The sequence below is a fragment of the uncultured Sphingomonas sp. genome (genome assembly GCF_936927845.1).
Classification (GTDB): Bacteria; Pseudomonadota; Alphaproteobacteria; order Sphingomonadales; family Sphingomonadaceae; genus Sphingomonas.
The window spans coordinates 40,681-66,706 of record NZ_CAKZHV010000025.1; the positions used below are offsets into that span (position 1 = coordinate 40,681).

General features: G+C 67.1%; 26 protein-coding genes. 14 read left to right on the top strand and 12 right to left on the bottom strand.

All coding sequences use genetic code 11. The annotated features are described in order from the left end of the window. The first annotated feature begins 24 nt into the window (after nucleotides 1–24). Complete coding sequence (locus Q0579_RS03465; protein ID WP_298809120.1) at nucleotides 25–561, top strand: (2Fe-2S)-binding protein; 537 nt, start codon at nucleotides 25–27, stop codon at nucleotides 559–561. Here Q0579_RS03465 and Q0579_RS03470 read toward each other — a convergent pair. Then, on the bottom strand, nucleotides 548–1,828 hold the full coding sequence (locus Q0579_RS03470) for an MFS transporter (protein ID WP_298809122.1): 1,281 nt from the start codon (nucleotides 1,826–1,828) through the stop codon (nucleotides 548–550). The two genes, Q0579_RS03465 and Q0579_RS03470, sit on opposite strands and share 14 nt — an antisense overlap. Before the next feature lie 203 nt (nucleotides 1,829–2,031). After that, nucleotides 2,032–3,360: an MFS transporter gene (locus Q0579_RS03475; protein ID WP_298809124.1), complete on the bottom strand. Its 1,329-nt coding sequence runs from the start codon at nucleotides 3,358–3,360 to the stop codon at nucleotides 2,032–2,034. Nucleotides 3,361–3,470: 110 nt separating this feature from the next. Here Q0579_RS03475 and cyoA point away from each other — a divergent pair, with 110 nt between their 5' ends. The 10 genes from cyoA (at nucleotide 3,471) to Q0579_RS03525 (ending at nucleotide 12,672) form a co-directional block, all read left to right on the top strand. Then, entirely contained in the window at nucleotides 3,471–4,616 is a 1,146-nt protein-coding gene (gene cyoA, locus Q0579_RS03480; RefSeq protein ID WP_298809127.1) for a ubiquinol oxidase subunit II, read from the top strand. Nucleotides 4,617–4,622: 6 nt separating this feature from the next. Then, the gene (cyoB, locus tag Q0579_RS03485; protein ID WP_298809129.1) at nucleotides 4,623–6,629 is read left to right on the top strand and encodes a cytochrome o ubiquinol oxidase subunit I; all 2,007 of its coding nucleotides are present in this window, start codon (nucleotides 4,623–4,625) and stop codon (nucleotides 6,627–6,629) included. A gap of 3 nt (nucleotides 6,630–6,632) precedes the next feature. Beyond that, on the top strand, nucleotides 6,633–7,268 hold the full coding sequence (gene cyoC / locus Q0579_RS03490; RefSeq protein ID WP_298809132.1) for a cytochrome o ubiquinol oxidase subunit III: 636 nt from the start codon (nucleotides 6,633–6,635) through the stop codon (nucleotides 7,266–7,268). 32 nt (nucleotides 7,269–7,300) lie between these two features. Then, complete coding sequence (gene cyoD, locus Q0579_RS03495) at nucleotides 7,301–7,696, top strand: cytochrome o ubiquinol oxidase subunit IV (protein ID WP_298809198.1); 396 nt, start codon at nucleotides 7,301–7,303, stop codon at nucleotides 7,694–7,696. Next, nucleotides 7,693–8,385 carry an SURF1 family protein gene (locus Q0579_RS03500; protein WP_298809135.1) on the top strand — a complete coding sequence of 231 codons (693 nt, stop codon included), beginning with the start codon at nucleotides 7,693–7,695 and terminating at the stop codon, nucleotides 8,383–8,385. The genes cyoD and Q0579_RS03500 overlap by 4 nt, the downstream gene beginning before the upstream one ends. Then, nucleotides 8,385–9,686, top strand: coding sequence for an ATP-binding protein (locus tag Q0579_RS03505; RefSeq protein ID WP_298809138.1), 1,302 nt, complete (start codon nucleotides 8,385–8,387; stop codon nucleotides 9,684–9,686). The genes Q0579_RS03500 and Q0579_RS03505 overlap by 1 nt, the downstream gene beginning before the upstream one ends. Further along, nucleotides 9,683–10,213 (top strand): response regulator transcription factor, encoded by a 531-nt coding sequence (locus tag Q0579_RS03510; protein ID WP_298809140.1) that lies wholly within the window; start codon nucleotides 9,683–9,685, stop codon nucleotides 10,211–10,213. The genes Q0579_RS03505 and Q0579_RS03510 overlap by 4 nt, the downstream gene beginning before the upstream one ends. A gap of 78 nt (nucleotides 10,214–10,291) precedes the next feature. Then, complete coding sequence (locus tag Q0579_RS03515; protein WP_298809143.1) at nucleotides 10,292–10,867, top strand: isochorismatase family cysteine hydrolase; 576 nt, start codon at nucleotides 10,292–10,294, stop codon at nucleotides 10,865–10,867. Between the two features lie 111 nt (nucleotides 10,868–10,978). Next, complete coding sequence (locus tag Q0579_RS03520) at nucleotides 10,979–12,109, top strand: SET domain-containing protein (RefSeq protein ID WP_298809146.1); 1,131 nt, start codon at nucleotides 10,979–10,981, stop codon at nucleotides 12,107–12,109. A gap of 200 nt (nucleotides 12,110–12,309) precedes the next feature. Beyond that, a complete protein-coding gene (locus Q0579_RS03525) occupies nucleotides 12,310–12,672 on the top strand; it encodes a hypothetical protein (RefSeq protein WP_298809148.1) in 363 nt (120 codons plus the stop codon). A gap of 22 nt (nucleotides 12,673–12,694) precedes the next feature. Here Q0579_RS03525 and Q0579_RS03530 read toward each other — a convergent pair whose 3' ends face one another. The 4 genes from Q0579_RS03530 to Q0579_RS03545 all read right to left on the bottom strand — a co-directional run bounded on the left by Q0579_RS03530 (nucleotide 12,695) and on the right by Q0579_RS03545 (nucleotide 17,850). Beyond that, on the bottom strand, nucleotides 12,695–14,551 hold the full coding sequence (locus Q0579_RS03530; protein WP_298809151.1) for a CHASE4 domain-containing protein: 1,857 nt from the start codon (nucleotides 14,549–14,551) through the stop codon (nucleotides 12,695–12,697). After that, nucleotides 14,551–16,425, bottom strand: a complete 1,875-nt coding sequence (locus Q0579_RS03535) for an EAL domain-containing protein (RefSeq protein ID WP_298809152.1) — start codon at nucleotides 16,423–16,425, stop codon at nucleotides 14,551–14,553. The genes Q0579_RS03530 and Q0579_RS03535 overlap by 1 nt, the downstream gene beginning before the upstream one ends. Nucleotides 16,426–16,492: 67 nt before the next feature. Beyond that, nucleotides 16,493–17,410: an ROK family protein gene (locus tag Q0579_RS03540; protein WP_298809155.1), complete on the bottom strand. Its 918-nt coding sequence runs from the start codon at nucleotides 17,408–17,410 to the stop codon at nucleotides 16,493–16,495. Further along, nucleotides 17,407–17,850, bottom strand: coding sequence for a MarR family winged helix-turn-helix transcriptional regulator (locus Q0579_RS03545; protein ID WP_298809158.1), 444 nt, complete (start codon nucleotides 17,848–17,850; stop codon nucleotides 17,407–17,409). Before Q0579_RS03545 ends, Q0579_RS03540 begins: the two co-directional genes overlap by 4 nt. Before the next feature lie 105 nt (nucleotides 17,851–17,955). Between Q0579_RS03545 and Q0579_RS03550 the strand changes: the two genes are divergently transcribed. After that, nucleotides 17,956–18,867, top strand: coding sequence for an alpha/beta fold hydrolase (locus tag Q0579_RS03550; RefSeq protein ID WP_298809161.1), 912 nt, complete (start codon nucleotides 17,956–17,958; stop codon nucleotides 18,865–18,867). Nucleotides 18,868–18,915: 48 nt separating this feature from the next. Here Q0579_RS03550 and glmS read toward each other — a convergent pair whose 3' ends face one another. Further along, the gene (gene glmS, locus Q0579_RS03555; RefSeq protein WP_298809163.1) at nucleotides 18,916–20,739 is read right to left on the bottom strand and encodes a glutamine--fructose-6-phosphate transaminase (isomerizing); all 1,824 of its coding nucleotides are present in this window, start codon (nucleotides 20,737–20,739) and stop codon (nucleotides 18,916–18,918) included. A gap of 119 nt (nucleotides 20,740–20,858) precedes the next feature. Next, the gene (glmU, locus tag Q0579_RS03560) at nucleotides 20,859–22,226 is read right to left on the bottom strand and encodes a bifunctional UDP-N-acetylglucosamine diphosphorylase/glucosamine-1-phosphate N-acetyltransferase GlmU (RefSeq protein WP_298809165.1); all 1,368 of its coding nucleotides are present in this window, start codon (nucleotides 22,224–22,226) and stop codon (nucleotides 20,859–20,861) included. A 104-nt stretch (nucleotides 22,227–22,330) separates the two neighbouring features. Between glmU and Q0579_RS03565 the strand changes: the two genes are divergently transcribed. Together Q0579_RS03565 and Q0579_RS03570 are read left to right on the top strand one after the other, a co-directional pair. After that, nucleotides 22,331–22,999: an HAD-IA family hydrolase gene (locus Q0579_RS03565; protein ID WP_298809168.1), complete on the top strand. Its 669-nt coding sequence runs from the start codon at nucleotides 22,331–22,333 to the stop codon at nucleotides 22,997–22,999. Continuing rightward, the gene (locus Q0579_RS03570; RefSeq protein WP_298809170.1) at nucleotides 22,996–23,355 is read left to right on the top strand and encodes a hypothetical protein; all 360 of its coding nucleotides are present in this window, start codon (nucleotides 22,996–22,998) and stop codon (nucleotides 23,353–23,355) included. The genes Q0579_RS03565 and Q0579_RS03570 overlap by 4 nt, the downstream gene beginning before the upstream one ends. On the opposite strand, the gene Q0579_RS03575 is transcribed toward Q0579_RS03570, so the two are convergent. From Q0579_RS03575 to Q0579_RS03590, 4 genes are read right to left on the bottom strand one after another with little or no spacing between them, the layout of a single operon-like run. Continuing rightward, nucleotides 23,315–24,349: a nucleotidyltransferase family protein gene (locus Q0579_RS03575; protein WP_298809173.1), complete on the bottom strand. Its 1,035-nt coding sequence runs from the start codon at nucleotides 24,347–24,349 to the stop codon at nucleotides 23,315–23,317. The two genes, Q0579_RS03570 and Q0579_RS03575, sit on opposite strands and share 41 nt — an antisense overlap. After that, the gene (locus Q0579_RS03580; protein ID WP_298809175.1) at nucleotides 24,346–25,200 is read right to left on the bottom strand and encodes an HprK-related kinase A; all 855 of its coding nucleotides are present in this window, start codon (nucleotides 25,198–25,200) and stop codon (nucleotides 24,346–24,348) included. The genes Q0579_RS03575 and Q0579_RS03580 overlap by 4 nt, the downstream gene beginning before the upstream one ends. Next, nucleotides 25,197–25,472 carry an HPr-rel-A system PqqD family peptide chaperone gene (locus Q0579_RS03585; RefSeq protein ID WP_298809177.1) on the bottom strand — a complete coding sequence of 92 codons (276 nt, stop codon included), beginning with the start codon at nucleotides 25,470–25,472 and terminating at the stop codon, nucleotides 25,197–25,199. Before Q0579_RS03585 ends, Q0579_RS03580 begins: the two co-directional genes overlap by 4 nt. Nucleotides 25,473–25,476: 4 nt before the next feature. Continuing rightward, a complete protein-coding gene (locus Q0579_RS03590; protein WP_298809179.1) occupies nucleotides 25,477–25,887 on the bottom strand; it encodes a hypothetical protein in 411 nt (136 codons plus the stop codon). Nucleotides 25,888–26,026: the final 139 nt, after the last annotated feature.

Sequence of the window (26,026 nt, forward strand, 5' to 3'; positions counted from 1 at the left end):
GCGACTTGCGCTATGGCATCTCCCATGACCCGTCTAACCGTCAACAACGAACCGGTCGAGTATCTGATGGTCGCGGACACCCCACTGCTGTGGGCGCTGCGCGACGGGTCGAACCTGACCGGCGCCAAATATGGCTGCGGCAGCGGTAGCTGCGGCGCGTGCACCGTCGATGTCGATGGCCGCGCGGTCCGATCGTGTCAGCTTCCGCTGGCGCGCTGCGAGGGTGCGTTCGTCACCACGATCGAGGGACTGTCGCGCGAGCGCGATCATCCGGTCCAGCTCGCGCTACTGGCCGAGAACGTGACGCAATGCGGCTTCTGCATTCCCGGCATCGTCATGGCTGCGGCCGCGCTGCTCAAGCGCAACACGCAGCCGGGTGAGGAGGAGATCAAGGCGGCGATCACCAACATCTGCCCGTGCGGCATCTACCCCAGGCTGATCGCCGCGATCCAGCGCGCCGGGCGCGCGATGCGCGGCGACGAGACGATCCCGGCGGGCGCACGCCCCGGCATCGATCCCGCCGATGCGGCGCGCGCGGTGCCCGCGCTCAGTCCTCGCTGATCCGGCTGGTCGCGCGCGTGTCGGGCATGCGCAGATAGGTGACCAACGACACCGCGATCATCGCGGTCAGATACCAGTAGAAGCCCTGCTCCCACCCCGCCTGCTTGAACTTCAACGCGATCGCCTCCGCCGTACCGCCGAACAACGCGTTCGCGACGGCGTAAGGAAAGGCAACACCCAGCGCGCGGATGTGTGCAGGAAACAGTTCCGCCTTCACCACCGCGTTGATCGAGGTGTAGCCGGTCACGATCACGAGCGCGAACAGCACGATCGCGAACGCGACCGCGGCGCTGTTCGTGTGCTCCAGCGCCCAGAAGATCGGCCAGGTGAAGACGACACCCGCGACGCCGAACGCGACCATCAACGGCTTACGCCCGACCCGGTCCGACAATGCGCCCGCGAGCGGTTGCAGGCACATGAAGACGAACAGCGTTCCCGCGCTGATCCACGTCGCGGTCTCACGCGTGAACCCGGCCGAGTTCGCCAGGAACTTCTGCATGTAGATCGAGTAAGCGTAGAAGGCGAGCGTGCCGCCCGCGGTCAGCAGCAGCACGGTGACGAACTCGCGCAGATGCTCGCGCAACAGCGCGAAGAGGCTCGACCGCCTGGCACCGCTGTCCTGCACCTTGGTGAAACTCTCCGTCTCGGCGAGCCGGCGACGCAACCAGAATACTACCACGGCCAGTATGCCGCCGATCGCGAATGGAATGCGCCAGCCCCACGCCTCCAGCGCTGCCGCGCTCATCACCGCCTGGAGGAGCAGCAGCACGCATAATGCAGTCAACTGACCCGCGATCAGCGTGACATATTGAAAGCTGGAAAAGAACCCCCGTCGGTCCCTGCCCGCCATCTCGGACAAATAGGTGGCACTCGCGCCATATTCGCCGCCGACCGAGAGCCCCTGCATCAGCCGCGCCAGCGTCAGGATCGCGGGGGCGAGCCAGCCGATCGACTGGTAGGTGGGCGTCAGTGCGATGAGCAGCGAGCCCGCACACATCAGCGTCACCGACAACGTCAACCCGGCCTTGCGCCCATGCCGGTCGGCGTAGATGCCCATGACCCACCCGCCGATCGGCCGCATGACGAAGCCGACTGCGAAGACAATCGCGGTGTTGAGCAATTGCGTCGTGCGATCGCCGGCCGGGAAGAAGTGCGGCGCGAAATAGAGCGTGAACGCCGAATAAGCGTACCAATCGTACCATTCGACCAGGTTCCCGGCAGCCCCGCCAAGGATCGAGCGGAGCCGGTGATCGTTAGGGCCGCTCACGCGCATGGTTCGATCACGAACGATACCAATGTGTCGACGTTAGCCTTCGTCGCCTCCTCGCTCGCCGCCTGCGACATCACCCACTCCCTCGAAGAAATCGAGGAAGACATGCCACCATGCCTCCGACGGAGCCAGCGGCATGGTTGATCAGCGATACAAGGCAGATCCCGCGCGGCTGGGATGCATGCGCACTGCTCACCGCCTCAATCGAGGCGGCGTGCCAATTCCTTGTTGAGCCCCAGCGCCACCAGCGTGCCGACCGCACCCGACAGCAGATAGGTGCCCGCCGCGACCAACCCGAATTCCTCCGCCAACACCAGCGCGGCGAGCGGCGCAAAACCTGCGCCGAACAGCCAAGCGAGATCCGACGTGATCGCCGCACCGGTATAGCGTGCGCGCTTGGGGAAATTGCTGGTCACCGCGCCCGACGACTGGCCAAACGAAAGGCCGAGCAGGACGAAACCCATGATCATGAACACGGCTTCGCCGACGTAGCCGGCGTCGAGCAACTGCGGCGCGAACCCGCTGTACACCGCAATCGCCGCCGCGGTGTAACCGAGCAGCGAGCGGCGCCCGATCCGGTCGGCGAGCAACCCCGATGCCACGATCGCGCCGACGCAAACGGTTGCGCCGAACATCTCGATCAGCAGGAACCGCGTGATGTTCTCGCTGGTGTTGAGCGCGACCCACGACAGCGGGAACACCGTCACCATGTGGAAAAGCGCAAAGCTGGCGAGCGGCGCGAACGCACCGATGATGATGTTGCGCCACTGCGCCTTCAGCGTCGCGGTCACGCGCGACGGGGTCAGCTCGCGCGTCTTGAACATGTCGGTATATTCGGGCGTCACGACGATACGCAGCCGCGCGAACAAGGCGACGACGTTCAGCGCGAAGGCGACGAAGAACGGGTAGCGCCAGCCCCATGACAGGAAGTCGGCGGGCGACAGCGTGCCGAGTGCGAAGGCGAACAGTCCGGCGGCGACGATCAGTCCGAGCGGCGCGCCGATCTGCGGCACCATCGCCCACCACCCACGCTTCTGGTCTGGTGCGTTGAGCGCGAGCAACGAGGCAAGACCGTCCCACGCGCCGCCCAGCGCAAGACCCTGACCGATGCGGAACAGCGCGAGCAGCAGCGGAGAGAAGATGCCGACCGAGGCATAGCCGGGCAGGAAGGCCATCGCCACCGTCGCGGTGCCGAGCAGGAACAGCGCGATCGTCAGCTTGGTCCCACGCCCCAGCTCGCGATCGATCCGCATGAAGATCTGCGTGCCGATCGGTCGTGCGATGAACGCAAGCGAGAAGAGCCCGAACGACCAGAGCGTGCCCGATACGCGGTCGAGTTGCGGAAAGACGATCTGCGGGAACACGAGCACCGAGGCGATCGCGTAAACGAAGAAGTCGAAAAACTCGCTCGTGCGTCCGATAATGACGCCGATCGCGATCTCGCCCGGGTTCACACCATGATCGTCGCGCGTGTTGACCGCGCGGGCATCCCGCTCAAGCGGCGCGGACGAAGTGATCGACTGTGCCATAGGTATGAAACTCCGAAGCTATCTAGGCGCTTTAGGTTCCACGCGACGGCCGCGGGATAGGACAAATTGTCCTATTTCGCAGCCGCACAACGGAGCCTAGCTCGATCGTGATGAAGAACCGGCACTCCTCGCACCGGCGCTCCGCCTGGCTCGCCCCCGTGCTCGCGATCGGCGCGACGGGGATGCTGTCGGGCTGCGACATGGTGGTCATGAACCCCGCGGGCGACGTCGCGCGCCAGCAGGCGCACCTGATCCTGTGGTCAACCGCGCTGATGCTGTTGATCATCATCCCCGTGATGGTCCTGACCGTTCTGTTCGCATGGAAATACCGCGCCGCGAACAAGGACGCCGAATACGCACCGAACTGGGACCATTCCACCGGTCTCGAACTGGTGATCTGGGCTGCGCCGTTGATGATCATCATCGCGCTCGGCGCCCTCACCTGGGTGTCGACGCACCTGCTCGACCCTTACCGTCCGCTCGGTCGGCTGGCGCCCGACAAGCCGCTCGCCGCCAACGACCGCCCACTGGAGGTGCAGGTCGTGTCGCTCGACTGGAAGTGGCTGTTCATCTATCCCGAACAGGGGATCGCGACCGTCAACGAGTTGGTGCTTCCGCTTAACCGGCAGGTGCGGTTCCGCATGACCTCCTCGTCGGTCATGAACACCTTCTGGGTGCCCGCGATGGCCGGCATGATCTACACCATGCCGGGGATGGAGACGAAACTGCACGCCGTGCTCGACAAGCCGGGGCGGTTCGAGGGTCGCTCGGGCAATTACAGCGGCGCCGGTTTCTCCGGCATGACGTTCTGGACCTACGCGGTCGACGATGCGGGTTTCGCGCGTTGGGCATCGCAGACCCGTGCGGCGCAGGCCCGCCTCAACGACGCCACCTATCTGAAACTGGAACAGCCGAGCGAGAACGTGCAACCGATCCGCTTCGGTGGCGTGAACGACACGCTGTTCCGCCGCATCACGCAGATGTGCGTCAAGCCGGGTGTGCCGTGCATGAGCGACGTCATGTCGCACGACATGGCCGAGCCAGGCAGCCACGCGCCCGTCAACGACCGCCCGCCGGTTGACGCCCCCAAGGGCGCACTGCGCAAGGATCCGAACGAAAAGGGTTCGGCACCCCACCTCACTGCTCCGCGCGGCCCCGCCGAGGGATCGAACGAGCGCGGCGCGCCGAGCAACCGAAACATGACCCGCCTGGAACCCGCACGCCGTCCCGGCGTCGCGGCTGTGGCACAGGGCTGAACCGATATGTCCGACACCTTGCTCAAGACCATCTTCGGCCGGCTGACGCTGGAGAGCTTCCCGATCCACGAGCCGATCATCCTCGGCACGTTCATCGCGGTGATGCTGGGTGGCATCGCGCTCGTCGGCGCGATCACCTATTTTAAGCTGTGGAAGTGGCTGTGGACCGAGTGGTTCACCAGCGTCGACCACAAGAAGGTCGGGATCATGTACATGATCCTGGGCACGGTCATGCTGCTGCGCGGTTTCTCCGACGCGATCATGATGCGGGCGCAGCAGGCGATGGCGTTTGGCGCGAATGAAGGCTATCTGAACGCGCACCATTATGATCAGGTGTTCACCGCGCACGGTGTCATCATGATCTTCTTCGTGGCGATGCCGTTCGTGACGGGCATCATGAACTATGTCGTGCCGCTGCAGATCGGCGCGCGCGACGTCAGCTTTCCGTTCCTGAACAACTTCAGCTTCTGGATGACGGCAGCGGGTGCGGTGATCGTGATGGCCAGCCTGTTCGTCGGCGAGTTCGCGCGTACCGGTTGGCTGGCGATGGCGCCATTGTCGGGGCTCGACTATTCACCCGATGTCGGCGTCGATTACTACGTCTGGGCGCTGCAGATCGCGGGCGTGGGGACGTTGTTATCGGGCGTCAACCTGATCGCGACCATCGTGAAGATGCGCGCGCCGGGCATGACGATGTTTAAGATGCCGATCTTCACCTGGTCGGCGCTCGTCACCAACGTGCTGATCGTCGCTGCCTTCCCGGTGCTGACCGCGGTGCTGGCGATGCTCAGCCTCGACCGTTATGTCGGCACGCACTTCTTCACGAACACCGGTGGCGGAAACCCGATGATGTACGTGAACATGATCTGGATCTGGGGCCACCCGGAAGTGTACATCCTGATCCTGCCGGCGTTCGGCGTGTTCAGCGAGGTGACCTCGACCTTTTGCGGCAAGCGGCTGTTCGGCTATACGTCGATGGTCTACGCGTTGCTGGTCATCTGCATTCTCGCCTATCTCGTCTGGTTGCACCACTTCTTCACGATGGGCTCGGGCGCGAGCGTCAACAGCTTCTTCGGCATCACGACGATGATCATTTCGATCCCGACGGGCGCGAAGATCTTCAACTGGCTGTTCACCATGTACAAGGGCCGCATCCGGTTCGAGTTGCCGATGATGTGGACGGTGGCGTTCATGCTCACCTTCGTCATCGGTGGCATGACGGGCGTGCTGCTCGCGGTGCCGCCCGCGGACTTCCAGCTTCACAACTCGCTGTTCCTGGTCGCGCACTTCCACAACGTGATCATTGGCGGCGTGCTGTTCGGCATGTTCGCGGCGATCAATTATTGGTTCCCCAAGGCGTTCGGCTTCAAGCTCGATCCGTGGTGGGGCAAGGTCAGCTTCTGGTCGTGGGTGGTCGGCTTCTGGGTCGCATTCACCCCGCTCTACGTGCTCGGCCTGATGGGTGTGACGCGTCGCCTGCGGCACTTCGACGATCCGAGCCTGCAAATCTGGTTCATCATCGCTGCGGTCGGTGTTGCGATGATCGCGGTTGGCATCGCCGCCTTCCTGATCCAGATCTACGTCAGCTTCCGCGATCGCGAACGGCTGCGCGACTGGACCGGCGATCCGTGGGACGGCCGCTCGCTCGAGTGGGCGACCTCGTCGCCGCCGCCGGCGTACAACTTCGCCTTCACTCCCGTGATCCACGACCTGGATGCCTATTACGACATGAAGACGCGTAACGCCGAGCGTCCGCTGACGGGCTTCCGCGACATCCACATGCCCAAGAACACCGGAACGGGCATCATCCTGGGTGGCTTGTCGGTGGCGTTTGGCCTGTCGATGATCTGGTACATGTGGTGGCTGTCGGCGCTGAGCTTCGCAGGGATCCTGGCCGTGTCGATCTTCCACACCTTCAACTACGACCGCGACTTCCACATCCACGCGGATGAGGTGGAGCGGACCGAGGAGGAGCGCACGCGCATCCTCGCCAATGCAGCCGCGGGGGCCTGAGGCATGACCAGCACGACGATCGTGCCCCCCGGCGCACAAGGCGCGGTGACGTTCTACGACACCGATCCGCACGAACATCCGCCCGGCCAGAGCACCATGCTCGGTTTCTGGCTGTACCTGATGAGCGATTGCCTCATCTTCGCGATGCTGTTCGCGGCATGGGGCGTCTATGGTGCCAGCTACGCCGGCGGCCCGCGCCCGTCCGAGCTGTTCGAGCTGCCGCTCGTCGCGCTCAACACCGCGATGCTGCTGTTCTCTTCGATCACCTATGGCTTCGCGATGCTGGCGGCGGACGAGAAGAAACAGGGCGCGACGCTCGGCTGGCTCGCCATCACGGGCGTGTTCGGCCTCTGCTTCCTGGGCATCGAGCTGTACGAATTCTCGAACCTGATCGCCGAGGGCGCAGGGCCATGGCGGTCGGCGTTCCTGTCGTCGTTCTTCACCCTGGTGGGCACGCACGGCCTGCACGTCACTTTCGGCATCATCTGGCTGGTCACGCTGATGGTGCAGGTATCGCGCAAGGGATTAATTGACGCGAACATGCGGCGGCTCCAGTGCCTATCACTGTTCTGGCACTTCCTTGACGTCATCTGGATCGGCGTCTTCACCTTTGTCTATCTTCTGGGAGTGCTGCGATGAGCGCGCCGACCAACCAGCATCAGGCGGTCGACATGGAACGCCACGCGCACGACCGCGGCACCAGCGACCATGTCGACGGCGGTGCGGCGCATGGCTCGCGCGGCAGCTACGTCACCGGGTTCGTGCTGTCGGTGATCCTGACCGCGATACCGTTCGGGCTCGTCATGTCGGGGGCGGTCAGCGACAAGTCGGTGGTGGCGGGCATCTGCATGGTGCTCGCGATCGTGCAGATCGTCGTTCACATGATCTACTTCCTCCACATGAACCGCAAGTCGGAGAGCGGCTGGACGCTGATGTCGCTGATCTTCACGATCATCATCGTCGTGATCGCGCTGACGGGTTCGCTGTGGGTCATGTTCCACATGAACCAGAACATGATGCCGCCGATGAACCCGACTTCGGCGGCGGAGATGTCGGACCAGATGTGAGCTTGGCGCGCGTCCGCGTTCTGCCGCTCGCGCTCGGCGCCGCTGCAATCGCGGTGCTGATCGCGCTGGGTGTGTGGCAGGTCGAACGACGCGCGTGGAAGCTGAACCTCATCGCCCAGGTCGAGCGCCGCCTTGCCGCCGCGCCGGTCGCAGCCCCTGCCCCCAACCGATGGCAGGCAATCGGCAAGGACGACGCCTACACCCGCATCGTTGCGACCGGGCGTTATCGCAGCAACGCCGATACCTACACGCAGGCATCGACCGATCTAGGCGCCGGTTACTGGGTCATCACCCCGCTCGACACCGGTAGCTGGACGGTGCTGGTCAACCGCGGCTTCGTGCCACCGCGGGAGCGTGGCCGCCATCCCGCTCCGGCGGGTGAGCAGCGCGTCACCGGCCTGTTACGCGTAACCGAGCCGAACGGCGGCTTCCTGCGCCGCAACGATCCCGCCGCCGACCGCTGGTACTCGCGCGATGTCGCCGCCATCGCCGCCAAGCGCGGATCGCCCCGCGTTGCGCCGTATTTCATCGACGCCGATGCGAGCGGTGCCACCTGGCCGCGCGGCGGGTTGACGGTGGTTCGCTTCCCCAACAACCACCTCGTTTACGCACTCACCTGGTTCGGCCTCGCGGCGATGGTCGCCTTCCTGCTCGCGCGCTCGCTGCGCGCCGAGAAGGACGAGCGCTGATGCCGGCGCTGTCGCCCCGCGGCGCGGCACTCGACACCAGTCCCGACGACGCGCTGCGGCGCAACTTCATGCTGCTGGTACAGCTGCGCTGGCTGGCTGTCGGCGGGCAGGTCGCGACGATCATGGCGGTACGCTACCTGCTCGAGATCCCGCTGCCGGTGCACACGATGTTGATGACGGCGATGCTGCTCGTCGTCCTCAACCTGCTGGTGCTGATCGCTGAGCGGCGCCACACCCCGACCAACCTGCAATTGCTCGCCGGGCTGATCGTCGACGTCGCTTGCCTGACCCTGCAATTATTCCTGAGCGGTGGCGCGACCAACCCGTTCGTCACGCTGTTCCTGCTCCAGGTCGTGCTCGGCGCCGTCCTGCTGGAGGCGTGGTCGAGTTGGCTGCTCGTCGCGGTCACCAGCCTCGCCTTTGCCGCGCTGACGATCATCTTTCGTCCGGTGCCGCTGCCGGGTTTCTACGCCAGCCACCTGTCGCCACCGTATCTGTTCGCGTCGTGGTTCAACTTCACGCTTGCCGCGGTGCTTCTGGTCGCGTTCGTCACCCGCATCGCGCACAATCTGCGCGACCGCGACGCCCGGCTGGCGCGGCTGCGGCAGCGCGCGGTCGAGGAGGAGCATATCGTCCGCATGGGCCTGCTCGCCAGCGGCGCCGCGCACGAACTCGGCACCCCGCTGGCTTCATTGTCGGTCGCGCTCGGCGACTGGACGCGCGAGCCCGCGGTTCGCGCCGATCCCGCGCTCGCCACCGAGGTCGAGGACATGCGGGTCGAGGTCGCGCGCTGCAAGGACATCCTGGCCGGCATCCTTTTTGCGGCGGGCGAGGTGACCGGGGAAGCGCCCGCGCGCACCGGCCTTCGCCGCTTCGTGCGGGAAATCGTCACCGGCTGGAGCGGACCCGTCGCGATCACGCTCGACGACCAACTTGGGCAGGACGCGGTCATCGTCGCCGATCGCGCACTCGCCCAGGCGCTGATCAACCTGCTCGACAATGCCGCGGAGGCGGGCGCTGCGCGCGTCCACGTCACCGTGCAGCGAACCGACGACGTGCTGATCCTGCGCGTCCGCGACGACGGCCACGGCTTTCCGCCCTCGATTGTCGGCAACATCGGGAAGCCGTATCAGAGCAGCAAGGATCGCCGCGGCGCCGGGCTGGGCCTGTTCCTGTCCACCAACGTGCTCCGCACGCTCGGTGGAACGCTGGACGCGCGCAACCTGTTGAATGGCGGGGCGGAGGTGACGTTGCGACTGCCGATTGCCGCCCTGTTGGTCGACGAGGAGGAGCCCGCGTGAGCCAGCCGCGGCTGCTGATCATCGAGGACGACACCGTATTTGCCCGCACGCTGGCGCGCTCGTTCGAGCGCCGCGGCTACCGTGTCGAGGTGCTGAACGGGCCCGAACGGCTGGACGAGGTAGCCGACGCGCTCAAACCCGATCACGCGGTCGTCGACCTGCGGCTCGCCGGTGCGTCCGGGCTCGTTTGTGTCGAGCGGTTGCACCAGCGGGACGCCACGACGCGGATCGTCGTGCTGACCGGCTTCGCGAGCATCGCGACCGCGGTCGAGGCGATCAAGCTGGGTGCGACCAATTACCTGACGAAGCCCGCCAACACCGACGACATCGAGGCCGCGTTCGCGCGCACCGAAGGGGACGCGCAGGCCGATCTGTCCACGCGCCCCACGTCGATCAAAACGCTGGAATGGGAGCATATCCACCAGACGCTGGCGGACACCGGCTTCAACATCTCGGAGGCCGCGCGCCGTTTGGGCCTGCACCGGCGCACGCTCGCGCGCAAACTCGACAAACGTCACATGCCGTGAAGCGGCGCTAACCTGCGTCATCACGCGAAGCCGTCCCCGCGCCTATGTCGGCGATCCCAGCAAAACAGAGAGGCAGGCGTGGCGAACAAGGCGGCATTGCTCATTATCGACATGCTCAACCGCTTCGATTTCGAGGATGCGCGACCGCTCGTTGAGGCCGCGCACCGCGCCGCCGACGCGGTGGCAGCGCTGCGCGATCAGGCGCGCACGGCCGAGGTGCCCGTGATCTACGTCAACGACAATTACGGCCAGTGGCAGTCGACGCCCGAGCAATTGATCGACGAACTGGTCGGCGACAATCCCGAGGGCGGCGAGATCGCACGGCGGCTCGCGCCCGCCGAGCAGGATTATTTTGTCATCAAGCCCGAGTTTTCAGGCTTTTACGCGACGAACTTGCCGGCAATCCTGCCGCGGCTAGGAGTATCGCGCCTGATCCTGACCGGGGTCGCGGCCGACATCTGCGTCCTGTTCACCGCCGCCGACGCGCACATGCGCGAATATGACCTATGGGTTCCGAGCGACGCGGTGGCGGGCGTCACGCCCGAGCGCACCGCCTGGGCGATCGACATCATGCGCGACACGTTGAGCGCGGCGGTTGAGCCGACGGGCGACCTGTCACTCGCCGAGTGGATCGCGCGCGGCGGCGGCGAATAGCAGCCGCTTTCAAACGCAGCCGACCAGCCATCCTTTTGCGCGGCTCGCGTCCACGCTGGACGAGCGCGCATCGCGTGGTTACGCTCGCGTTAACCCTGTCCGGCTGCGAGCATGATCACCGATCCCTGGTTCCTTCTCGCCGTCGCCGCCAGCTTCACCGGCTACGCCATCTATCTGGCAGGTCTGCAGCGCCGACTGGTCGAGCCCAACCGCGCGTCGTGGCTGATCTGGAGCAGCGCGACATTGGTGGAGGCGTTCACCTATGCCGCGGTCAATCCGGGCACGCCGCAGTCGATCGTGTTCCTGTTCTCGGCCGCGGCGTGCGTGACGATCGCGGTCGCGCTGTGGCGGCGCTCGCGCTGGGCAGCCCCCGACATGCTGGAGGGCGTCTGCATGGGATCGTCGCTCGCCGCGATCCTGCTGTGGCTAGTCTTTCGCGAGGCGTTCTGGGCACACATGCTGGTCGTCGCGGTCGTGCCGGTCAGTTTCTGGCCGACGTGGCGCAGCGTCTGGGCTGACCGCGCACGCGAGCGATCGCCCGCCTGGGGTTTGTGGTCGATCGGTGACCTTGCCACGCTGATGCTGGCGGCGCGCACGGGCGGCCAGGGCATCGGCGAATATGGCTACATCCTGGTGGAGCTCGCCTGCCATGCCAGCGTGTGGTTCATGATCGGGCTAGGCACGGTCAATCCGCTGCGCTCGTTCGGCTGGCGCGAAGGGCGGCTGCGCGTGCTCGACGCTTACGCGCCCGCGACCAACCCGTTTACGGTTGGACGCACGCATCTGGGCAAGGCGGTGTTCGCGGCTGAGGGTTTCCGCGCCGGCGAAGAAATCATCTCCTTCACCGGACCCCGCCTGCGCGCCGATCGCCTGCCCTCTCGCTTGAGCGGCACGGCCGATCGGTTCGTCCAGATTGCGCGTGACACCTACCTCGGCCCGTCGGGCGCGATCGACGACCTGATCAATCATAGTTGCGCGCCGAACGCGGGCTTACGCTTCGATCGCGATGTCCCCGTCCTGGTCGCGCTCCGCGAGATCGCCGCGGGGGAAGAGATCACCTGGGACTATTCCACCACACTCTCCGATCGCGACTGGCGCATGGCGTGCGCGTGCGGCGCGCCCGACTGCCGGGGCGTCATCACGGCATTCGACACGCTGCCCGCCGACCGTCAGCGCTGGTACCTTTCTCAAGGAATCGTCGCACCGTATCTGTGCACGGCGCGAAGCAACGTCGCAGCATGATCGGACATCATCACTGACGTTTACAGACGTTTAGGCGACGCTGGACGGGAGTGATCAGTCGCCGAGCGCGGTACATCAATACGTACTAGTGCAACGACAATCGGGATATTCGCAGAACGATCGCGGGTTCGCGCTCGAGACTTCACGGCTCCGATCACGCGATCGCCGGGCGAGCGATGTCGACGGAGAGGATCCGCGTTATGAATATTCGTTCTTTGCCCGGCATGATCGCAACGACCGGCGCGCTGTCAGCGACATTGGGCCTCGTGGCCTGCGTCAATCCCTCGGCGAAGATCGCGGGCTCGCTCGAAGGTTATGGTTTTCAGCCGGCGCAGTCGCAGTGCGTCGGTGATCGGTTGGAGGCGAACCTGTCGCTCGGCCAATTGCAGCAGCTCGGCCGCGCCGCGCGTGGCGCGCGCGAAGGCGATACGACGCCCGGTCGCCTGACCGCGAGCGACTTCGTCCGCGTCGCCGGTCAGGTAAAGGACCCCAAGGTGGCGCTCGAAGTCGGCAAGGCGGCCGCCGGCTGCGGCATCCTGACCGACCCCGCCTCACCGCTCTGATCTCCCGACCTACGTCGCGCGATTACGCCGCGGCATCAAGCGCGGCGGCAACGGGCGAGCGCAGCGTCAGCACTGCGCTCGCACCCGTTCCGCGTCCCGCGCTTTCCAGCCTGAGCGATCCTTCCATCGCGTTCATCGAATTGGCGCACCAGTGCAGGCCGAGCCCGCCCGATTTGTGCGCGCGGGTCGAATAGCCGCGCTGGAACAACGCCGCCCCAATTGCCGGATCGAACCCCTCGCCATCGTCGCTGATCCGCACCTCGACACCCGCGTCGACGCACGCAAACGACACGGTGATGCGGCCATTGCTGCGCCCCGCCGCCGCAATCGCCTCGGCGGCGTTGGCGAACAGATTGCCGACCACCTGGCTCAGGATCACGCGGTTGGCGAGCACCGGGCACGGCTCGGCCGGGTAGCTGAACGCGATGTCGGTCTTGCCCGAATAGCGCGCGATCGTCGCATTCTGCGCGATCACGTCGGTCATGTCGCATTCGGACAGGTGCGGGCGTTCGTGCGCGGCGGCCTGCTGTTGTCCGATGATGTCGAGCACGTGACCCAGCGCGTCGTGTCCGATGCCCAGTTGCTCCACCTGTTCGCTCCGCGCCGTTTCCATCGCCGCAACACCTGCGCGAACGAAGGCCGCGAGCTTTTCGCGACGCGCCGCCGGCACGTCCGCCTTACCTAGTTCCTCAACCGCGCGCGCGAGCATCGCCTGATCGACCGGCACCGCGCGGCCTATACCGTGGCTGATCACGGTGGAGATCGGCGACAAGGCGTTGCGGACGTTATGCATGACCGCCACCGCGCTCTCGGAGCGGCCGAGCGCGAAACTCTGCGCCTCAAGCTGTTCGCGCAGATCCTTCAACTGCGTCAGCATGCCGTTGAAGCTTATGCCCAGCGAGCCGATCTCGTCACGGCGTCCGTCATCCTCCAGCAGCGCGAGCGAGCCCGACGCGCGCACACGTTCCATGTGGCGCTCGACCCGGGCGAGCGGGGCGAGCACCAGACGCCCGATCATTCGCCTGAGCATCATCAGCACCATCAGAAGCAGCAGCACCGATCCTGCCACCGCGAGCAGCAGCATTCGTTGACCCAAAAGCGAGACGTCGCGCGGCACCGCGAACCGCGCGCTGGCGACCGGCGCGCCGCCCGCACCGTCGATCGGCACCGTGATCGTCATGCGCGCGCGCGATTGCTGAACGACCTCGCCGCGCGCGGGCGCGAGGTCGATCGTGGCGTCGAGTTGCAGCAGATCGGCGAGCTGACGCGAACTGATCTCGCGCGCCATCAGCACGAAACCGCGTGGGCTGCCGGTGCCGTCGCTGCGTCGGACCTTCGCGACCCCAACGGCGGTGACCACCCCGCCCATCCGCGCGTAGAAATTGGTCGAACTGCGGGTCCCGAGCAAATGTCCCAAATCCAGTTCGGCGATCATTCGCGCCAATCGCGCGCGCATCGCCGGCTGATCCCGCTGCGCCTCGTCGATCCAGCGCGCGATGACGATCCGGCGATCGTTGCCGACATAGGCCATCGCGTTGACGTCCAAGTTCGCCATCGCCAGCGGCGAGAAGCTTTCACGCTCGAAAGCGGCCGTCGGCCGCGCCATGTAATCGTAGCTGTCGGTCCAGTCGCCATAGTCCTTGACCGCGCTCTCGACCTTGTTGGCATATTCGGTGAGCGCTGCGCGGGTCCGCTCGACATGCGCGTCGACCGAGCGGCGTTCGAGCTTGCCGAAACTGGGCGTGATGATCGCGGCGAGCAGCAGCGTGATCGCGACCGCACCGCCCGCCCCGACCATCGTCAGGATCAGGACGAGGCGCGCGCCGAGCGACTGCGGGTTGCGGAGCGCGCCGACGTGGCGCCGGACGTGCGCGGCCATCAGCCGAGCGTGCCCGTTGCGGGCTCCACCTCGATGAAGCGCGCGTGCGCCATGTCGTGCGCCAGTGCCTCGGGCAGCGGCTTGGCGAAATGGTATCCCTGCAGGTGGCTTGCGCCAGCGACGCGCAGCAGGTCGACCTGTGCCGCGGTTTCCACCCCTTCCGCGATGACGGTGAGGTTGAGCGACTGCGCCAGATGGACGATCGAGCGCACGATCGCCGCCGACTCGCGCTCACGCGACATGCCGTCGATGAAGCTGCGATCGATCTTGAGCGCGTCGAGCGCGAACTTGCGGATGTTGTAGAGCGACGAATAACCCGTGCCGAAATCGTCGAGCGCGATGCGGAAGCCCATCTGGCGAAGCCGGTACAGCGTCTCCGACGCGCGGTCGGCATCGTCGAAGATCGCGGTTTCGGTGATCTCGATCTGGAGCCGCTGCGGCTCGACGCCGGCGCGCTGGCAGCGCTCGACGATATAGCCGACGAAATTGTGCCGCCGGAACTGGCGCGGGCTGAAATTGACCGAGACATACTGGCCGGGCCACGTTTTCAGCACCTCCAGGCTCCGCTCCAGCACCCAGTCGCCGAGTTCGTGGATCAAGTTCGACTCTTCCGCGATCGGGATAAAGGTCGCGGGGCTGATCGGGCCGTATTCACGTGTGTTCCAGCGCAGCAGCGCTTCGAACCCGACCACCTCGAATACGCTCTGCGCGACGATCGGCTGATAGACGAGTGCGAGTTCGTCGCGCGCGATCGCTTGCGACAGTCCGGTTTCGATCCGGCGGCGGACGCGGACGCCTTCGTCCATACTCTCGTCAAACAGGCGCGCGACGCCGCGGCCGTGCCGCTTGGCATCGTTCAGCGCGAGATCGGCGCGGCGGATCAGGTCGATCGGGTCGCGATTGTCGGCCTCGCCCGCGGTGACCACACCCGCCGAGGCGCCGGCCTGCACCGCGTGGCCGAGCACCTTCAGTTCGACCGAACAAGCGTGGACGACGCGCGCACACGCCATCTCGGCGGCCTGCTCGCCCGCGGTTTCAAACAACAGCCCGAACTCGTCGCCACCCAGCCGCGCAACCAGCCCGCCGGTCGGCACCGCAGCCTGCAGGATCGCGCAGATCTCACGGATCAGTTCGTCGCCTGCGAGATGGCCGAGCGTGTCGTTGACCAGCTTGAAGCGATCGAGGTCGATCATGCCGACCGCGAAGCGCCCGGGCTGCTTCGATCGTTCGCCCAGCGCGCGCAGGAAGGCGAGGCGATTGGGTGCCTCGGTCAGCGAATCATGGTTGGCGACGTGGATGGCCTTCATCTCGTTGGCGGCGAGCTCGGCGGCCTGTTCCTCCAACTGGATCACCTGCCGCGACAATTGCTCGCGTGCGGCGCGCAGCGCGCGATCGGCCTCCCAGCGTTGACCGAGCGCGGTCGCGGTCTGGACGATCTCGGCGACCTCGAACGGCTTGGCGATGTAGAAGATCTTGTCGGCCGGACCCGCGACCTTGCTGATCTCGACCGGCGAGAAATCGGAATAGCCGGTGACGATCACGATGTTGATGTCGCGGTCGAGCGCGCGGATGCGGCGCGCGGTTTCCTTGCCATCGATGCCCGGCGGCATGCGAACGTCGATAAAGGCGACCGCGAAGGGTTGGTCAGTGGCGTGCGCACGCTCGATCTCGGCGACGGCATCGAGCCCTTGCAGATGATGGACACAATCGAAATCGATCATGTTCTCCGCGGGCTCGGGTTCACCTCCCTCGTCACCGAACAGTTCGGCCGCCATCGCTGACAAGGCACCGGTGTCGGCACCGCTCACCGACGCGAAGCTGCGCCGATAGCTGTCGTGCATCGCCGGTTCGTCGTCCACGATCAGAATACGCATGCGTCATCGCCTCTCGGTCACGCAACCGGAGGGCCGGCGCGTGTGGCAAGACGGTAAGCGGAGAGGGTTAAACGCGCGTAAAGGTAAGCGCGCTGCGATCCGCCAGCGCCTGCTGCCCGAGCACGACCGCCCCCATCGGTCCAGCGTTCGCGCCGAGTGCGGCGGGCACCAGGAACGTGTCCATGTCCTCCAGCTCGGGACGCGCAACATAGCCATTCAGGGTTAATCTGGTCGCTGCACGCAGCCGGGGCAGCAGGTGCGGGTTGCCGACCAAGACGCCGCCGCCGAGCACGATACGCCGCGGCACGCCGGTCAGCGCCAGCGTGCCCATCAGGTTAGCGAGCGCATCGACGACGCTGTTCCAGGCGGGATGATCCTCGGCCAGATCCTCACCCTTGATCCCGGTACGCGCGGCGATCGCGGGGCCTGACGCGAGCCCTTCGACGCACGCGCCGTGATAAGGGCAGATGCCGCCCCAATCGTCGCCGCTCAGTCGTGGCACTCGAATATGACCGAGCTCGGCGTGGGTCAGCCCGTCTACCGGCTGACCATGCGCGATCAGTCCCGCACCGATGCCGGTTCCGACCGTCACATAGGCGAGCGCGTCCAAGCCCTGCCCCGCGCCCCAGCGTGCCTCGCCCAGCGCGGCACCGACCACGTCGGTGTGAAAGCCGACCGGTACGTCGTATCGCTCGGCGAAGCGCCGCGCCACGCTGGTGTTCGCCCAACCGGGCTTCGGCGTCGAGGTGATCTGGCCATAGTCGCGCGACTGTCGATCGATCGAGATCGGACCGAAGCTGGCGATCCCGATTGCGGCGAAGCCACGCCAGCCATCGAGCACCGCCTCCAGCGCAGGCAGCGTCTCGTCGGGCCGGGTCGTCGGCACACGCACTTCTTCCAAGATTGCGCCCGGGCCGCTCGCCAGCATCGCGATGCATTTGGTGCCGCCGAGTTCCAGTGCGGCGACGAGCGGTGCGTCGGTCATTCGCTTGCCTCCGCCGCCGCGTCGATCCGCCGCAGCATGGTCGTGAACTGCGCTATCTCGTCGTCGGCGAAGCGCGAAAAGATGTGCGCTTCGAGTTCTTTCGCCTTCGGCACCACCTCGCCGTAGAGCGTTCGACCTGCAGCGCTCAGCATCAGGTGATGCGAGCGGCGATCCTGGCTGTTAGGACTACGCTCGAGCAAGCCGCGCTGCGTCAACGCGATCGCGGCGCGGCTGACCGTCACCTTGTCCATCCGCGTCCGTTCGCCGATCTCGGCCTGGGTTGTCGCCTGCCCTTCGGCAATGACGGTGATCAATCGCCACTCGGGAATGCTCAACCCGAACAACGCCTCGTAAGCGGTGGCGATGCGGCTGCTGACGCGGTTGGACGTGACCGACAGCAGGAACGGGACGAATTCGTCGAGGATCAGGCGATCGGCCATAAGCGTTGTGGCTAACACGCACCGTCTCTCACGCAAAGCGCCGGAACATGCCGCCGTTCATTGCATTTTCATGACAGGTTCCGCATTTTGGCGGCGGAGGAAGAATTGGCACAGATCCGCGCGAACGACATCTCGATCGAATATGAGGATTACGGCGACGTCGACGCGCCGCCCGTGCTGCTTATCATGGGGCTGGGCGCGCAGCTTGTCCGCTGGCCGATCGAGCTGGTCGACGATCTCGTCGCGCGCGGCTACCGCGTGATCCGGTTCGACAACCGCGACGTGGGTCTGTCGTCGAAATTCGATCATGCCGGCACGCCCAACATCGTGTGGACCGCGATGATCCAGCAGTTCGGTCGCACCCCGCCGGTACCCTATGCGTTGCAGGACATGGCGGCGGATGCCGTCGGGCTGATGGATGCCTTGGGCATCGAGGCGGCCCATATCGTCGGCGCGTCGATGGGCGGGATGATCGCGCAGCTCGTCGCCGCCTCGTGGCCCGAGCGGACGCTGTCGCTGACCTCGATCATGTCGACGACCGGGCGTTCGGACTGTTCGCGCCCGACGATGCGCGCGACCGCGGTGCTGCTGCGGCACCCGCGCAGCGACGATCTGGAGGCGATCGTCGCACACGGCACGCTCGCCGCCAACGTCGTCGGCGGGCGGTTCCCGATGGAGGACGCGTTCCTCGCCGAGCGGATCCGTAGCGAGACGTTGCGCAACCGTCACCCCGCCGGGTTCGTGCGGCAGATGGCGGCGATCATCGCGGACGGCGACCGCAGCCAGCGGCTCGCGCGCATCACCGCACCGACGCTGGTGATCCACGGCAGCGACGACCCGCTGGTGCCGGTCGCAGGCGGGCGCGAGACCGCGCGCGCGATCCCCGGTGCACGATTGCTGGAGATCGACGGCATGGGCCATACGCTGCCGCCGCAGATCCTGCCGCAGATCGTTGAAGCGATCGACACGCACATCAGCGGCGCGTCGATCGGCCAGCGGCTGGCCCACGCCGCCTGACGCCATCGTGAGCGGGGCGCGTCGCGATCCGACGCGCCCGGTACCGCCTTATTCGACGGTCACGCTCTTCGCGAGGTTGCGCGGCTGATCGACGTCGGTGCCCTTCGCCACCGCGACATGGTAGGCGAGCAACTGCACCGGCACCGCATAGACGAGCGGCGCGATCAGCGGGTGCACCTTGGGCATGGTGATCGTCGCAACGCAGCCCTCGCCCGCGGCCTGGATGCCGTCATAGTCGCTGATCAGCACGACCTTGCCGCCGCGCGCCTGGACTTCCTGCATGTTGCTGACGGTCTTGTCGAACAACGGCCCTGACGGCGCGATCACCACCACTGGCACCGCGTCGTCGATCAGCGCGATCGGACCATGCTTCATCTCGCCCGCGGCATAACCTTCGGCGTGGATGTAGCTGATTTCCTTCAATTTCAGCGCGCCCTCAAGCGCGAGCGGATAGTCGGTGCCGCGGCCGAGATAGAGGACGTCGCGCGCCGCCGCGATGACGCCTGCCATCGCCTGTATCGCCTCGTCATAGGCGAGCGCGGCATTGATCGCGGCGGGTGCCTCGCCCAGATGGCGGACGATCTGGCGCTCCTCGCCCGGCTTCAACTGCCCCTTGGCGCGGGCCAGATTGGCAGCGAGTGCAGCGAGGACCGCGAGCTGACAGGTGAACGCCTTGGTGGAGGCAACGCCGATCTCCGGCCCGGCGTGGGTCGGGAGCAGCAGGTCGGCCTCGCGCGCCATCGAACTGGTGGGCACGTTGCAGACGACCGCGATCGTCTGCCCCTCGCTGCGCGCGTGGCGAAGCGCGGCGAGCGTGTCCGCGGTCTCGCCCGACTGGCTGATGAACAGGGCAAGCCCGCCCGCCTCCATCACCGGCGCGCGATAACGGAACTCGCTCGCGACATCCAAGTCGACCGGCACGCGCGCGAACTGCTCGAACCAGTATTTGGCGACCATTCCGGCGTAGAAGCTGGTGCCGCAGGCGACGATCGTGACGCGCTTGATCCCCGACAGCTCGAACTCGGGGATCGGCAGCGTGATCGTCTCGTCCATGCGCTGCAGGTACGAACGCAACGTCTGCGCGACGACGATCGGCTGCTCGTAAATCTCCTTGAGCATATAGTGGCGGTGATTGCCCTTGGAGATGAGCTCGCCCGTCACCCCCGAGATCGTCACCGCACGCTCAACCGCGTTATTGTCGCGGTCGAACACCTGCGCGCCGTCGCGCGTACAGACGACCCAGTCGCCTTCCTCGAGATAGGCGATCCGCTGCGTCAGCGGGGCGAGCGCGAGCGCGTCGGAGCCGAGATAGGTTTCGCCGTCGCCGTGCCCGACGACCAGCGGCGAGCCGAGCCGCGCGCCGATCAGCAGGTCGGGGTGGCGGCGGAACAAGATCGCGAGCGCAAAGGCGCCGTGCAGCCGCGGCAGCACGCTGCGAACGGCACTCTGGGGATCGAGCCCGGCCTCAACCTGCTCGCTGACCAGGTGCGCGACGACCTCAGTATCAGTTTCGCTGGTGAAGACGCGGCCGCGCGCGATCAACTCGTCGCGCAGCGGCTTGAAATTCTCGATGATGCCGTTGTGGACCACCGCAACCTCATCGGTCGCGTGCGGGTGCGCGTTGTTGGTGGTCGGGCCGCCGTGCGTCGCCCAGCGCGTGTGCGCGATGCCGGTGCGGCCGGGCAACGGGTGCTCGGCGAGTTCACGCGCCAGGTTGACGAGCTTGCCCGAGGCGCGGCGACGCTCGATCGCGCCGTCGTGATCGGTCGCGATGCCGGCGGAATCGTAGCCGCGATATTCCAGCCGCTTGAGCCCGTCGAGCAGCCGGTCCGCTACCTCGTCCTGCCCCACGATGCCGACGATGCCACACATGCGATCAATCCCGTTCAAACGCGGGCGCGCGAACTGCCGCGCCCCGCTGCCGTCATGCCGGCCTAGTCACCAATAACGCGTTCACGTAACCGCTCGCTTGCCGCCGCGTGAACACGCCGTCACCCGGCTGATTTCGCCGCCTTGCGCGCGCGCATCTTTTCGCGAAAGCGCGCGGCCCAGCCGGGCTTGCTCACCTGCTCGGGCCGGACCAGCGCCAGCGCGCCTGCCTCGACATCGCACGTGACGACCGATCCTGCCGCGACGATCGCGCCGTCGCCGATCGCGACGGGTGCGACCAGCGCCGAATTGGAGCCGATGAACGCGTCCGCGCCGATCACCGTCTGGTATTTGAAGAAGCCATCGTAATTGCACGTGATTGTGCCCGCGCCGACGTTCGCGCCCGCGCCCACCTCGGCGTCGCCGAGATAGGTCAGGTGGTTGGCCTTTGCGCCGCGCCCGAGCCGCGCCTTCTTCACCTCGACGAAATTGCCGACCTTCGCGCCTTCCTCAAGCACCGCGCCAGGGCGCAGCCGCGCATAAGGGCCGACCTCGACGCCTGCGCTGATCTCGGCGCCCTCGATGTGGCTGAAGGCGCGGATCGTCGCGCCGTTCGCGATGCGCACGCCGGGGCCGAAGAAGACGTTGGGCTCGATCACGACGTCGCGGCCGATCACCGTGTCGTGCGCGAACCAGACCGTCTCGGGCGCGATCAGCGTGGCGCCGTCCGCCATCGCGCGCGCGCGGCGCTCGACCTGCCATGCCGCCGCCACGGTCGCGAGTTCGGCGCGGCTGTTGACGCCGGCGACCTCGCCCTCGCCCGTCTCGATCACGGCGGTGACGCGGCCGTCGGCGCGCGCCAGCATGACGATGTCGGGCAGGTAATATTCGCCCGCGGCATTATCGTTGCCGACGCGCGCGAGCAGCGCGAACAGGTCGCGCGAGGACACTGCCATCAGCCCGGAGTTGCACAGGGTTTCCGCGCGCTCGGCAGGCGTCGCGTCCTTGAACTCGACCATGGTGGCGATACGGTCGCTGCCCGGCTCGGTGATGATGCGTCCGTACGCCGCGGCGTCGGCCGGACGGAAGCCGAGCACGACCGCGGCGGGCGCATCGGCGCCGTGCAGCCGATCGAGCATCCGCTGCATCGTCGCGGCCGGCACCAGCGGCACGTCGCCGTAGAGGATCAGCACGTCACCCTCGAACCCCGCCAGCGCAGCTTGCGCCTGCGCGACCGCGTGGCCGGTACCGAGCTGCTCCGCCTGGTGCGCGATCGTCGCACCGTGCGGGGTGACGGCGGCCTCGACCTGCTCGCGCCCGGCGCCGACGACGACCACGGTCCGCTCGGGCGAGAGCGTGCGCACGGTGTCGATCAGGTGGATGAGCATCGGCTTGCCCGCCAGCGGATGGAGCACCTTGTGCAGGTCGGACTTCATGCGTGTCCCCTTGCCCGCGGCAAGGATCACGATGGCGAGGGGCGGCTGGCTCATGCCGCGCGCCCTGCCACCACTCGCGTTCGATTTCCAGCGGGTCCACCGGTGACGTGACGCGTCGGCGCTTGCCATGCCACCGCCCGACGGGCACGGGCGCGGCGATGGCATCCTTTCCGTTCGACATCGTCGGTTTCGACCTCGACGGCACGCTGGTCGACACGTCGCGCGACCTGGCGGCATCGGTCAACCACACGCTGGCGTCCGCCGGTCGCGCGCGATTGCCCGTGCCGCGGATCGTCGCGATGATCGGCGGCGGCGCGCGCCACATGCTGGCGCAGGCGCTGGACGCGACGGGCGGCTGCGACGAGCGTGAACTCGACCGACTGCACGACGTGCTGCTCGATCATTACGCGGCGCATATCTGCGTCGAGTCGGCGCCCTATCCGGGGATCGTCGCCGCGCTGGACGATCTCGCCGCGCGCGGGGTGACGCTGGCGGTCGCGACCAACAAGCTCGAACGGTTCACCCACGCGCTGCTCGATCAACTCGGACTCATGTCGCGCTTCGCAGCCATCATCGGCGGCGATACGCTGGGTCCGGGGATGACCAAGCCGTCGCCCGCGCCGATCGAAGCGATGATCGCGCGCGCGGGCGGTGGTCGCGCGGCGTTCGTCGGTGATTCGGTCTACGACGTGGCGGCCGCGCACACCGCCGGCGTCCCCGCGATCCTGTACCGCGGCGGCTTCACCCGCGACGGCATCGACAAGCTCGGCGCCGACGCGATCATCGACGATTACGGCCAGTTGGTCGCCACGCTGGAGCGGTTATGACGAACCAACGCGCGCCGCTCGTCTGGCGGCTGCTGCTGGCCGCCGCGACGATCTTCGCCGTCACGATGGCGCTGCTGCCGCACCCACCGGGCGTCGTCGAGGTCGGTGACAAATACCAGCACATGGCGGCGTTCGGCACGCTGACGATCCTCTACGCGCTGGCCTTCCCCGCGACGCCGCTGCTGCGGATCGGCGAACGGCTGTCGTTCCTGGGCGCGTTGATCGAGGTGTTTCAGTCGATCCCGTCGCTCCACCGCGACTGCGACGTGATGGACTGGGTGGCCGACACCTTCATCATCATCGTCGTGCTGGCTGTCATCGCGCTCGGGCGTCGTCGGCGCGGCGTCGCGCCTTGATCAGCAGGTGCCGCGCGAGCAGCAGCGGCGGCATGCGGATCCAGTGCGAGCGGACGTAGAAGGCCAGCCGCGTCGCGGGACGGATCTCGCGCCCCCAACCGTCGCGCGCGAGCAGGCGCCGCGCATAAAGCCGGTCGCCCACCCGCGGCCGATTCCATGCGGGCGGGACCGGGGTGTCGAACAGGCGCGCGCATAGTCGCGCCGCCCGTGCCACATAGAGGCTCGCCTGATGCTCGGCCGCGCGCGCGTGGAGCTTGAGCCAGAAGTCGGCATCGTCGCCCGCGAACTCGCGCAGTAGGCGATCGATGTCCCACAGGTTGCGCAGGCCGCCGGCCAGATCGCCGTCGGCGAACAAGTGGAGCGCGGCGTGGATCACCATGTCGGCGGGCGCGAGGACGCCCAAACCGTTGCCGAGCGGCACCGCACCCGCGATCAGCGCGTCGGCATCGGGCGTCGGGCGCGCGGTCGGCGGCAGGATCGTGTGGTGCACGTCGATCATCCGGTCGCGCTCGCGGTGGATCAGCGGCGGCAGCTCGTGCATCCAGCGGCGGTAGTAATCGTCGTCATAGGCGTCCGGCTTCGCCCATTCCCAGCCTGCCTCCAGCAACGCTGGCTCGACCGCGGGCAGCGCCGCGCGGGGGACGAGCAGGTCGAGATCGCCGATGTGCCGCCCCTGCCCCGCCGATAAACCGGCCGCGACGAACGCGGTGCCTTTCAGCAGCACCAGCGGCACACCCAGGGGCGCCAGCACGCGGCGCATCATCTCCGCCTCCCACAAGGCGGCGCGGCGCTGCTCGGCGGCGGCGTCGCGCGCGTCGTGGAGCACCTCGGCGACGATCGGCGGCAGCGCGTGGCGGTCGATGCGTAGCGCGAGCGAGCCGATCAACTGCTCCGCGCGCGCGACCGCGATCAGCGCGTTCCACGTGGTGGCGTCGAGCCGCGTCGCACGGTCCGGCTCGGCGAGTACGCGGGCGAGCAGGTGTGCGGCGGTCACGCGGCGCGCCACAGCGACTCGACCATTGCGATCGCGCTGTCGCTGTCGGGATAGTCGATCGCGCGCGCGGGTACGCGCTCGACCAGATCGGTCAGCGCGCGAAAGCCGCGTTCACCGAGCGCGGTGTAATTGGTCGACGCCTGCGTGAGGCGCACGAACGCTTCAGCAGCGCCGACCGGGCGGATGTCGCGCGCCTGGCCAAAGGTCGGGAACAGCAGCAGCGCGGGAGCCGCGGGCTCGTCCATCCGCGCGATCGCGTCTGCTGGCGGCACGAGATGGCGGATGTCGCCCTTGGGCGTGGCGATCAGCCGTGGGCCGAACCGCCCGCCCGGGCAGCCGCGCTCGGCCACCTCGATCGCCTGGTTTTTCAGGCTGATCGCGCGCGGAAAGGCGTAGGCCGCGCCGCTCAGCGGATCGATCAGCACGAACTCATCGCCCATGAAGCGCCAGCCGCGCGCGCCGAGCAGCGCCGCGAGCGTCGACTTGCCCGACCCCGACTCGCCGGTCATCAGCAGCGCACGCCCGTCGCGCTCGACACAGGAGGCGTGGAGCAGCAGGTGGCGGCGGTGGCCGAGCGCGACCTGCAGGTTCATCGCCATCTCGGCGGCGAGCAATCCGTGCGCGAGCGGCAGGGGTGCGGCGTCGGGGAGCATATAGTCGCCCTCGATCGCGACCGCGGGTCGAATCAGGTGTCGCCACGGCGCGCTGGCGGGCAGACGCACGGTGAAGTGTGCGATCGTAGCACTGGGGTAATCGGCGTAGAGTGCGCGCAGTGCCGCGATCGGCGCGGCGAAGTCGCTGCCGACACGAAAGCCGATCGGCCCGACGCGGATGGAGGCGACGTGCTTCACACCGCCTGCACCAGTCCGACCGCGATCAGCTCGTCCAGCCGCGCGTCGAGCAGGTCAGCCGCGGCGTCGGGAACGTCGTAGCGCGCGACTAGGGCGCCCAGCAGCTCGCGCCGCGTCAGCGCGCGCTCGCCGAGCAGCTCCAGCAATTCGGGCGCGGGCGAGGCGAGCAGGTGGGTCATGCCCGAGGGACGATGAAAGAGCGCGAACAATCCGTCGAGCTCGCGGAGCAGCAGCGCGTCAGCGGGCGGCGCGCGGAAGCGCGTCGCGGACAAGGTGTTACTTCCGCAACATCTGGACCGAGGCGAAGCAGGTGAACCCCGCGGTGCCCCGTTGCAGCCGCTGCACGTATTTCAGATAGGCGCGGCTGCGCTCGTAATCATAGCCGGGCAGGTTTGATCCGCCGGCGAGCGCGCGGCGCACGTCCTCGCCCTTGAGCGGGCGTCCGGGCGGAGCGAACGCGCCCGCGGTGCCTGCGGGAACCACGTTGCCGTCGGCGCTGATGTACCTGCCCGCGCGGCCCGCATCGGGGACGGGGATGTCGCAGGCGAGCACCGAGCCCGCGGTCTGCGCCAGCGCCGGACGGATCGACACCACCGAGGCCGCGCCGACCGCACCGAGCATCAGCGCGCGCCGGCGCGTCGGGCGTTCCACCTGGTGGTCGGCACTGGGAATAGCGTCGTCGTCCATAGGCCTCTTCTACGCCGCATCGCCCTTCCACATTCCTAATGCGGCGACAAGGGTGCGCGCCGGCAGGCCGACATGGCGTGCCATTCGGGCACGTTAACCATGACAGCCCTGCCCCCTTGCCGCTCCCTTTGCCCGCGGG

Coding starts and splice junctions, on each gene's coding strand:
- Q0579_RS03465 (WP_298809120.1), top strand. CDS start 25: ATGACCCGTCTAACCGTCAACAACGAACCGGTCGAGTATCTGATGGTC.
- Q0579_RS03475 (WP_298809124.1), bottom strand. CDS start 3,360: ATGGCACAGTCGATCACTTCGTCCGCGCCGCTTGAGCGGGATGCCCGC.
- cyoA (WP_298809127.1), top strand. CDS start 3,471: ATGAAGAACCGGCACTCCTCGCACCGGCGCTCCGCCTGGCTCGCCCCC.
- cyoB (WP_298809129.1), top strand. CDS start 4,623: ATGTCCGACACCTTGCTCAAGACCATCTTCGGCCGGCTGACGCTGGAG.
- cyoC (WP_298809132.1), top strand. CDS start 6,633: ATGACCAGCACGACGATCGTGCCCCCCGGCGCACAAGGCGCGGTGACG.
- cyoD (WP_298809198.1), top strand. CDS start 7,301: ATGGAACGCCACGCGCACGACCGCGGCACCAGCGACCATGTCGACGGC.
- Q0579_RS03505 (WP_298809138.1), top strand. CDS start 8,385: ATGCCGGCGCTGTCGCCCCGCGGCGCGGCACTCGACACCAGTCCCGAC.
- Q0579_RS03520 (WP_298809146.1), top strand. CDS start 10,979: ATGATCACCGATCCCTGGTTCCTTCTCGCCGTCGCCGCCAGCTTCACC.
- Q0579_RS03525 (WP_298809148.1), top strand. CDS start 12,310: ATGAATATTCGTTCTTTGCCCGGCATGATCGCAACGACCGGCGCGCTG.
- Q0579_RS03530 (WP_298809151.1), bottom strand. CDS start 14,551: ATGGCCGCGCACGTCCGGCGCCACGTCGGCGCGCTCCGCAACCCGCAG.
- Q0579_RS03535 (WP_298809152.1), bottom strand. CDS start 16,425: ATGCGTATTCTGATCGTGGACGACGAACCGGCGATGCACGACAGCTAT.
- Q0579_RS03540 (WP_298809155.1), bottom strand. CDS start 17,410: ATGACCGACGCACCGCTCGTCGCCGCACTGGAACTCGGCGGCACCAAA.
- Q0579_RS03545 (WP_298809158.1), bottom strand. CDS start 17,850: ATGGCCGATCGCCTGATCCTCGACGAATTCGTCCCGTTCCTGCTGTCG.
- glmS (WP_298809163.1), bottom strand. CDS start 20,739: ATGTGTGGCATCGTCGGCATCGTGGGGCAGGACGAGGTAGCGGACCGG.
- glmU (WP_298809165.1), bottom strand. CDS start 22,226: ATGAGCCAGCCGCCCCTCGCCATCGTGATCCTTGCCGCGGGCAAGGGG.
- Q0579_RS03565 (WP_298809168.1), top strand. CDS start 22,331: ATGGCATCCTTTCCGTTCGACATCGTCGGTTTCGACCTCGACGGCACG.
- Q0579_RS03570 (WP_298809170.1), top strand. CDS start 22,996: ATGACGAACCAACGCGCGCCGCTCGTCTGGCGGCTGCTGCTGGCCGCC.
- Q0579_RS03590 (WP_298809179.1), bottom strand. CDS start 25,887: ATGGACGACGACGCTATTCCCAGTGCCGACCACCAGGTGGAACGCCCG.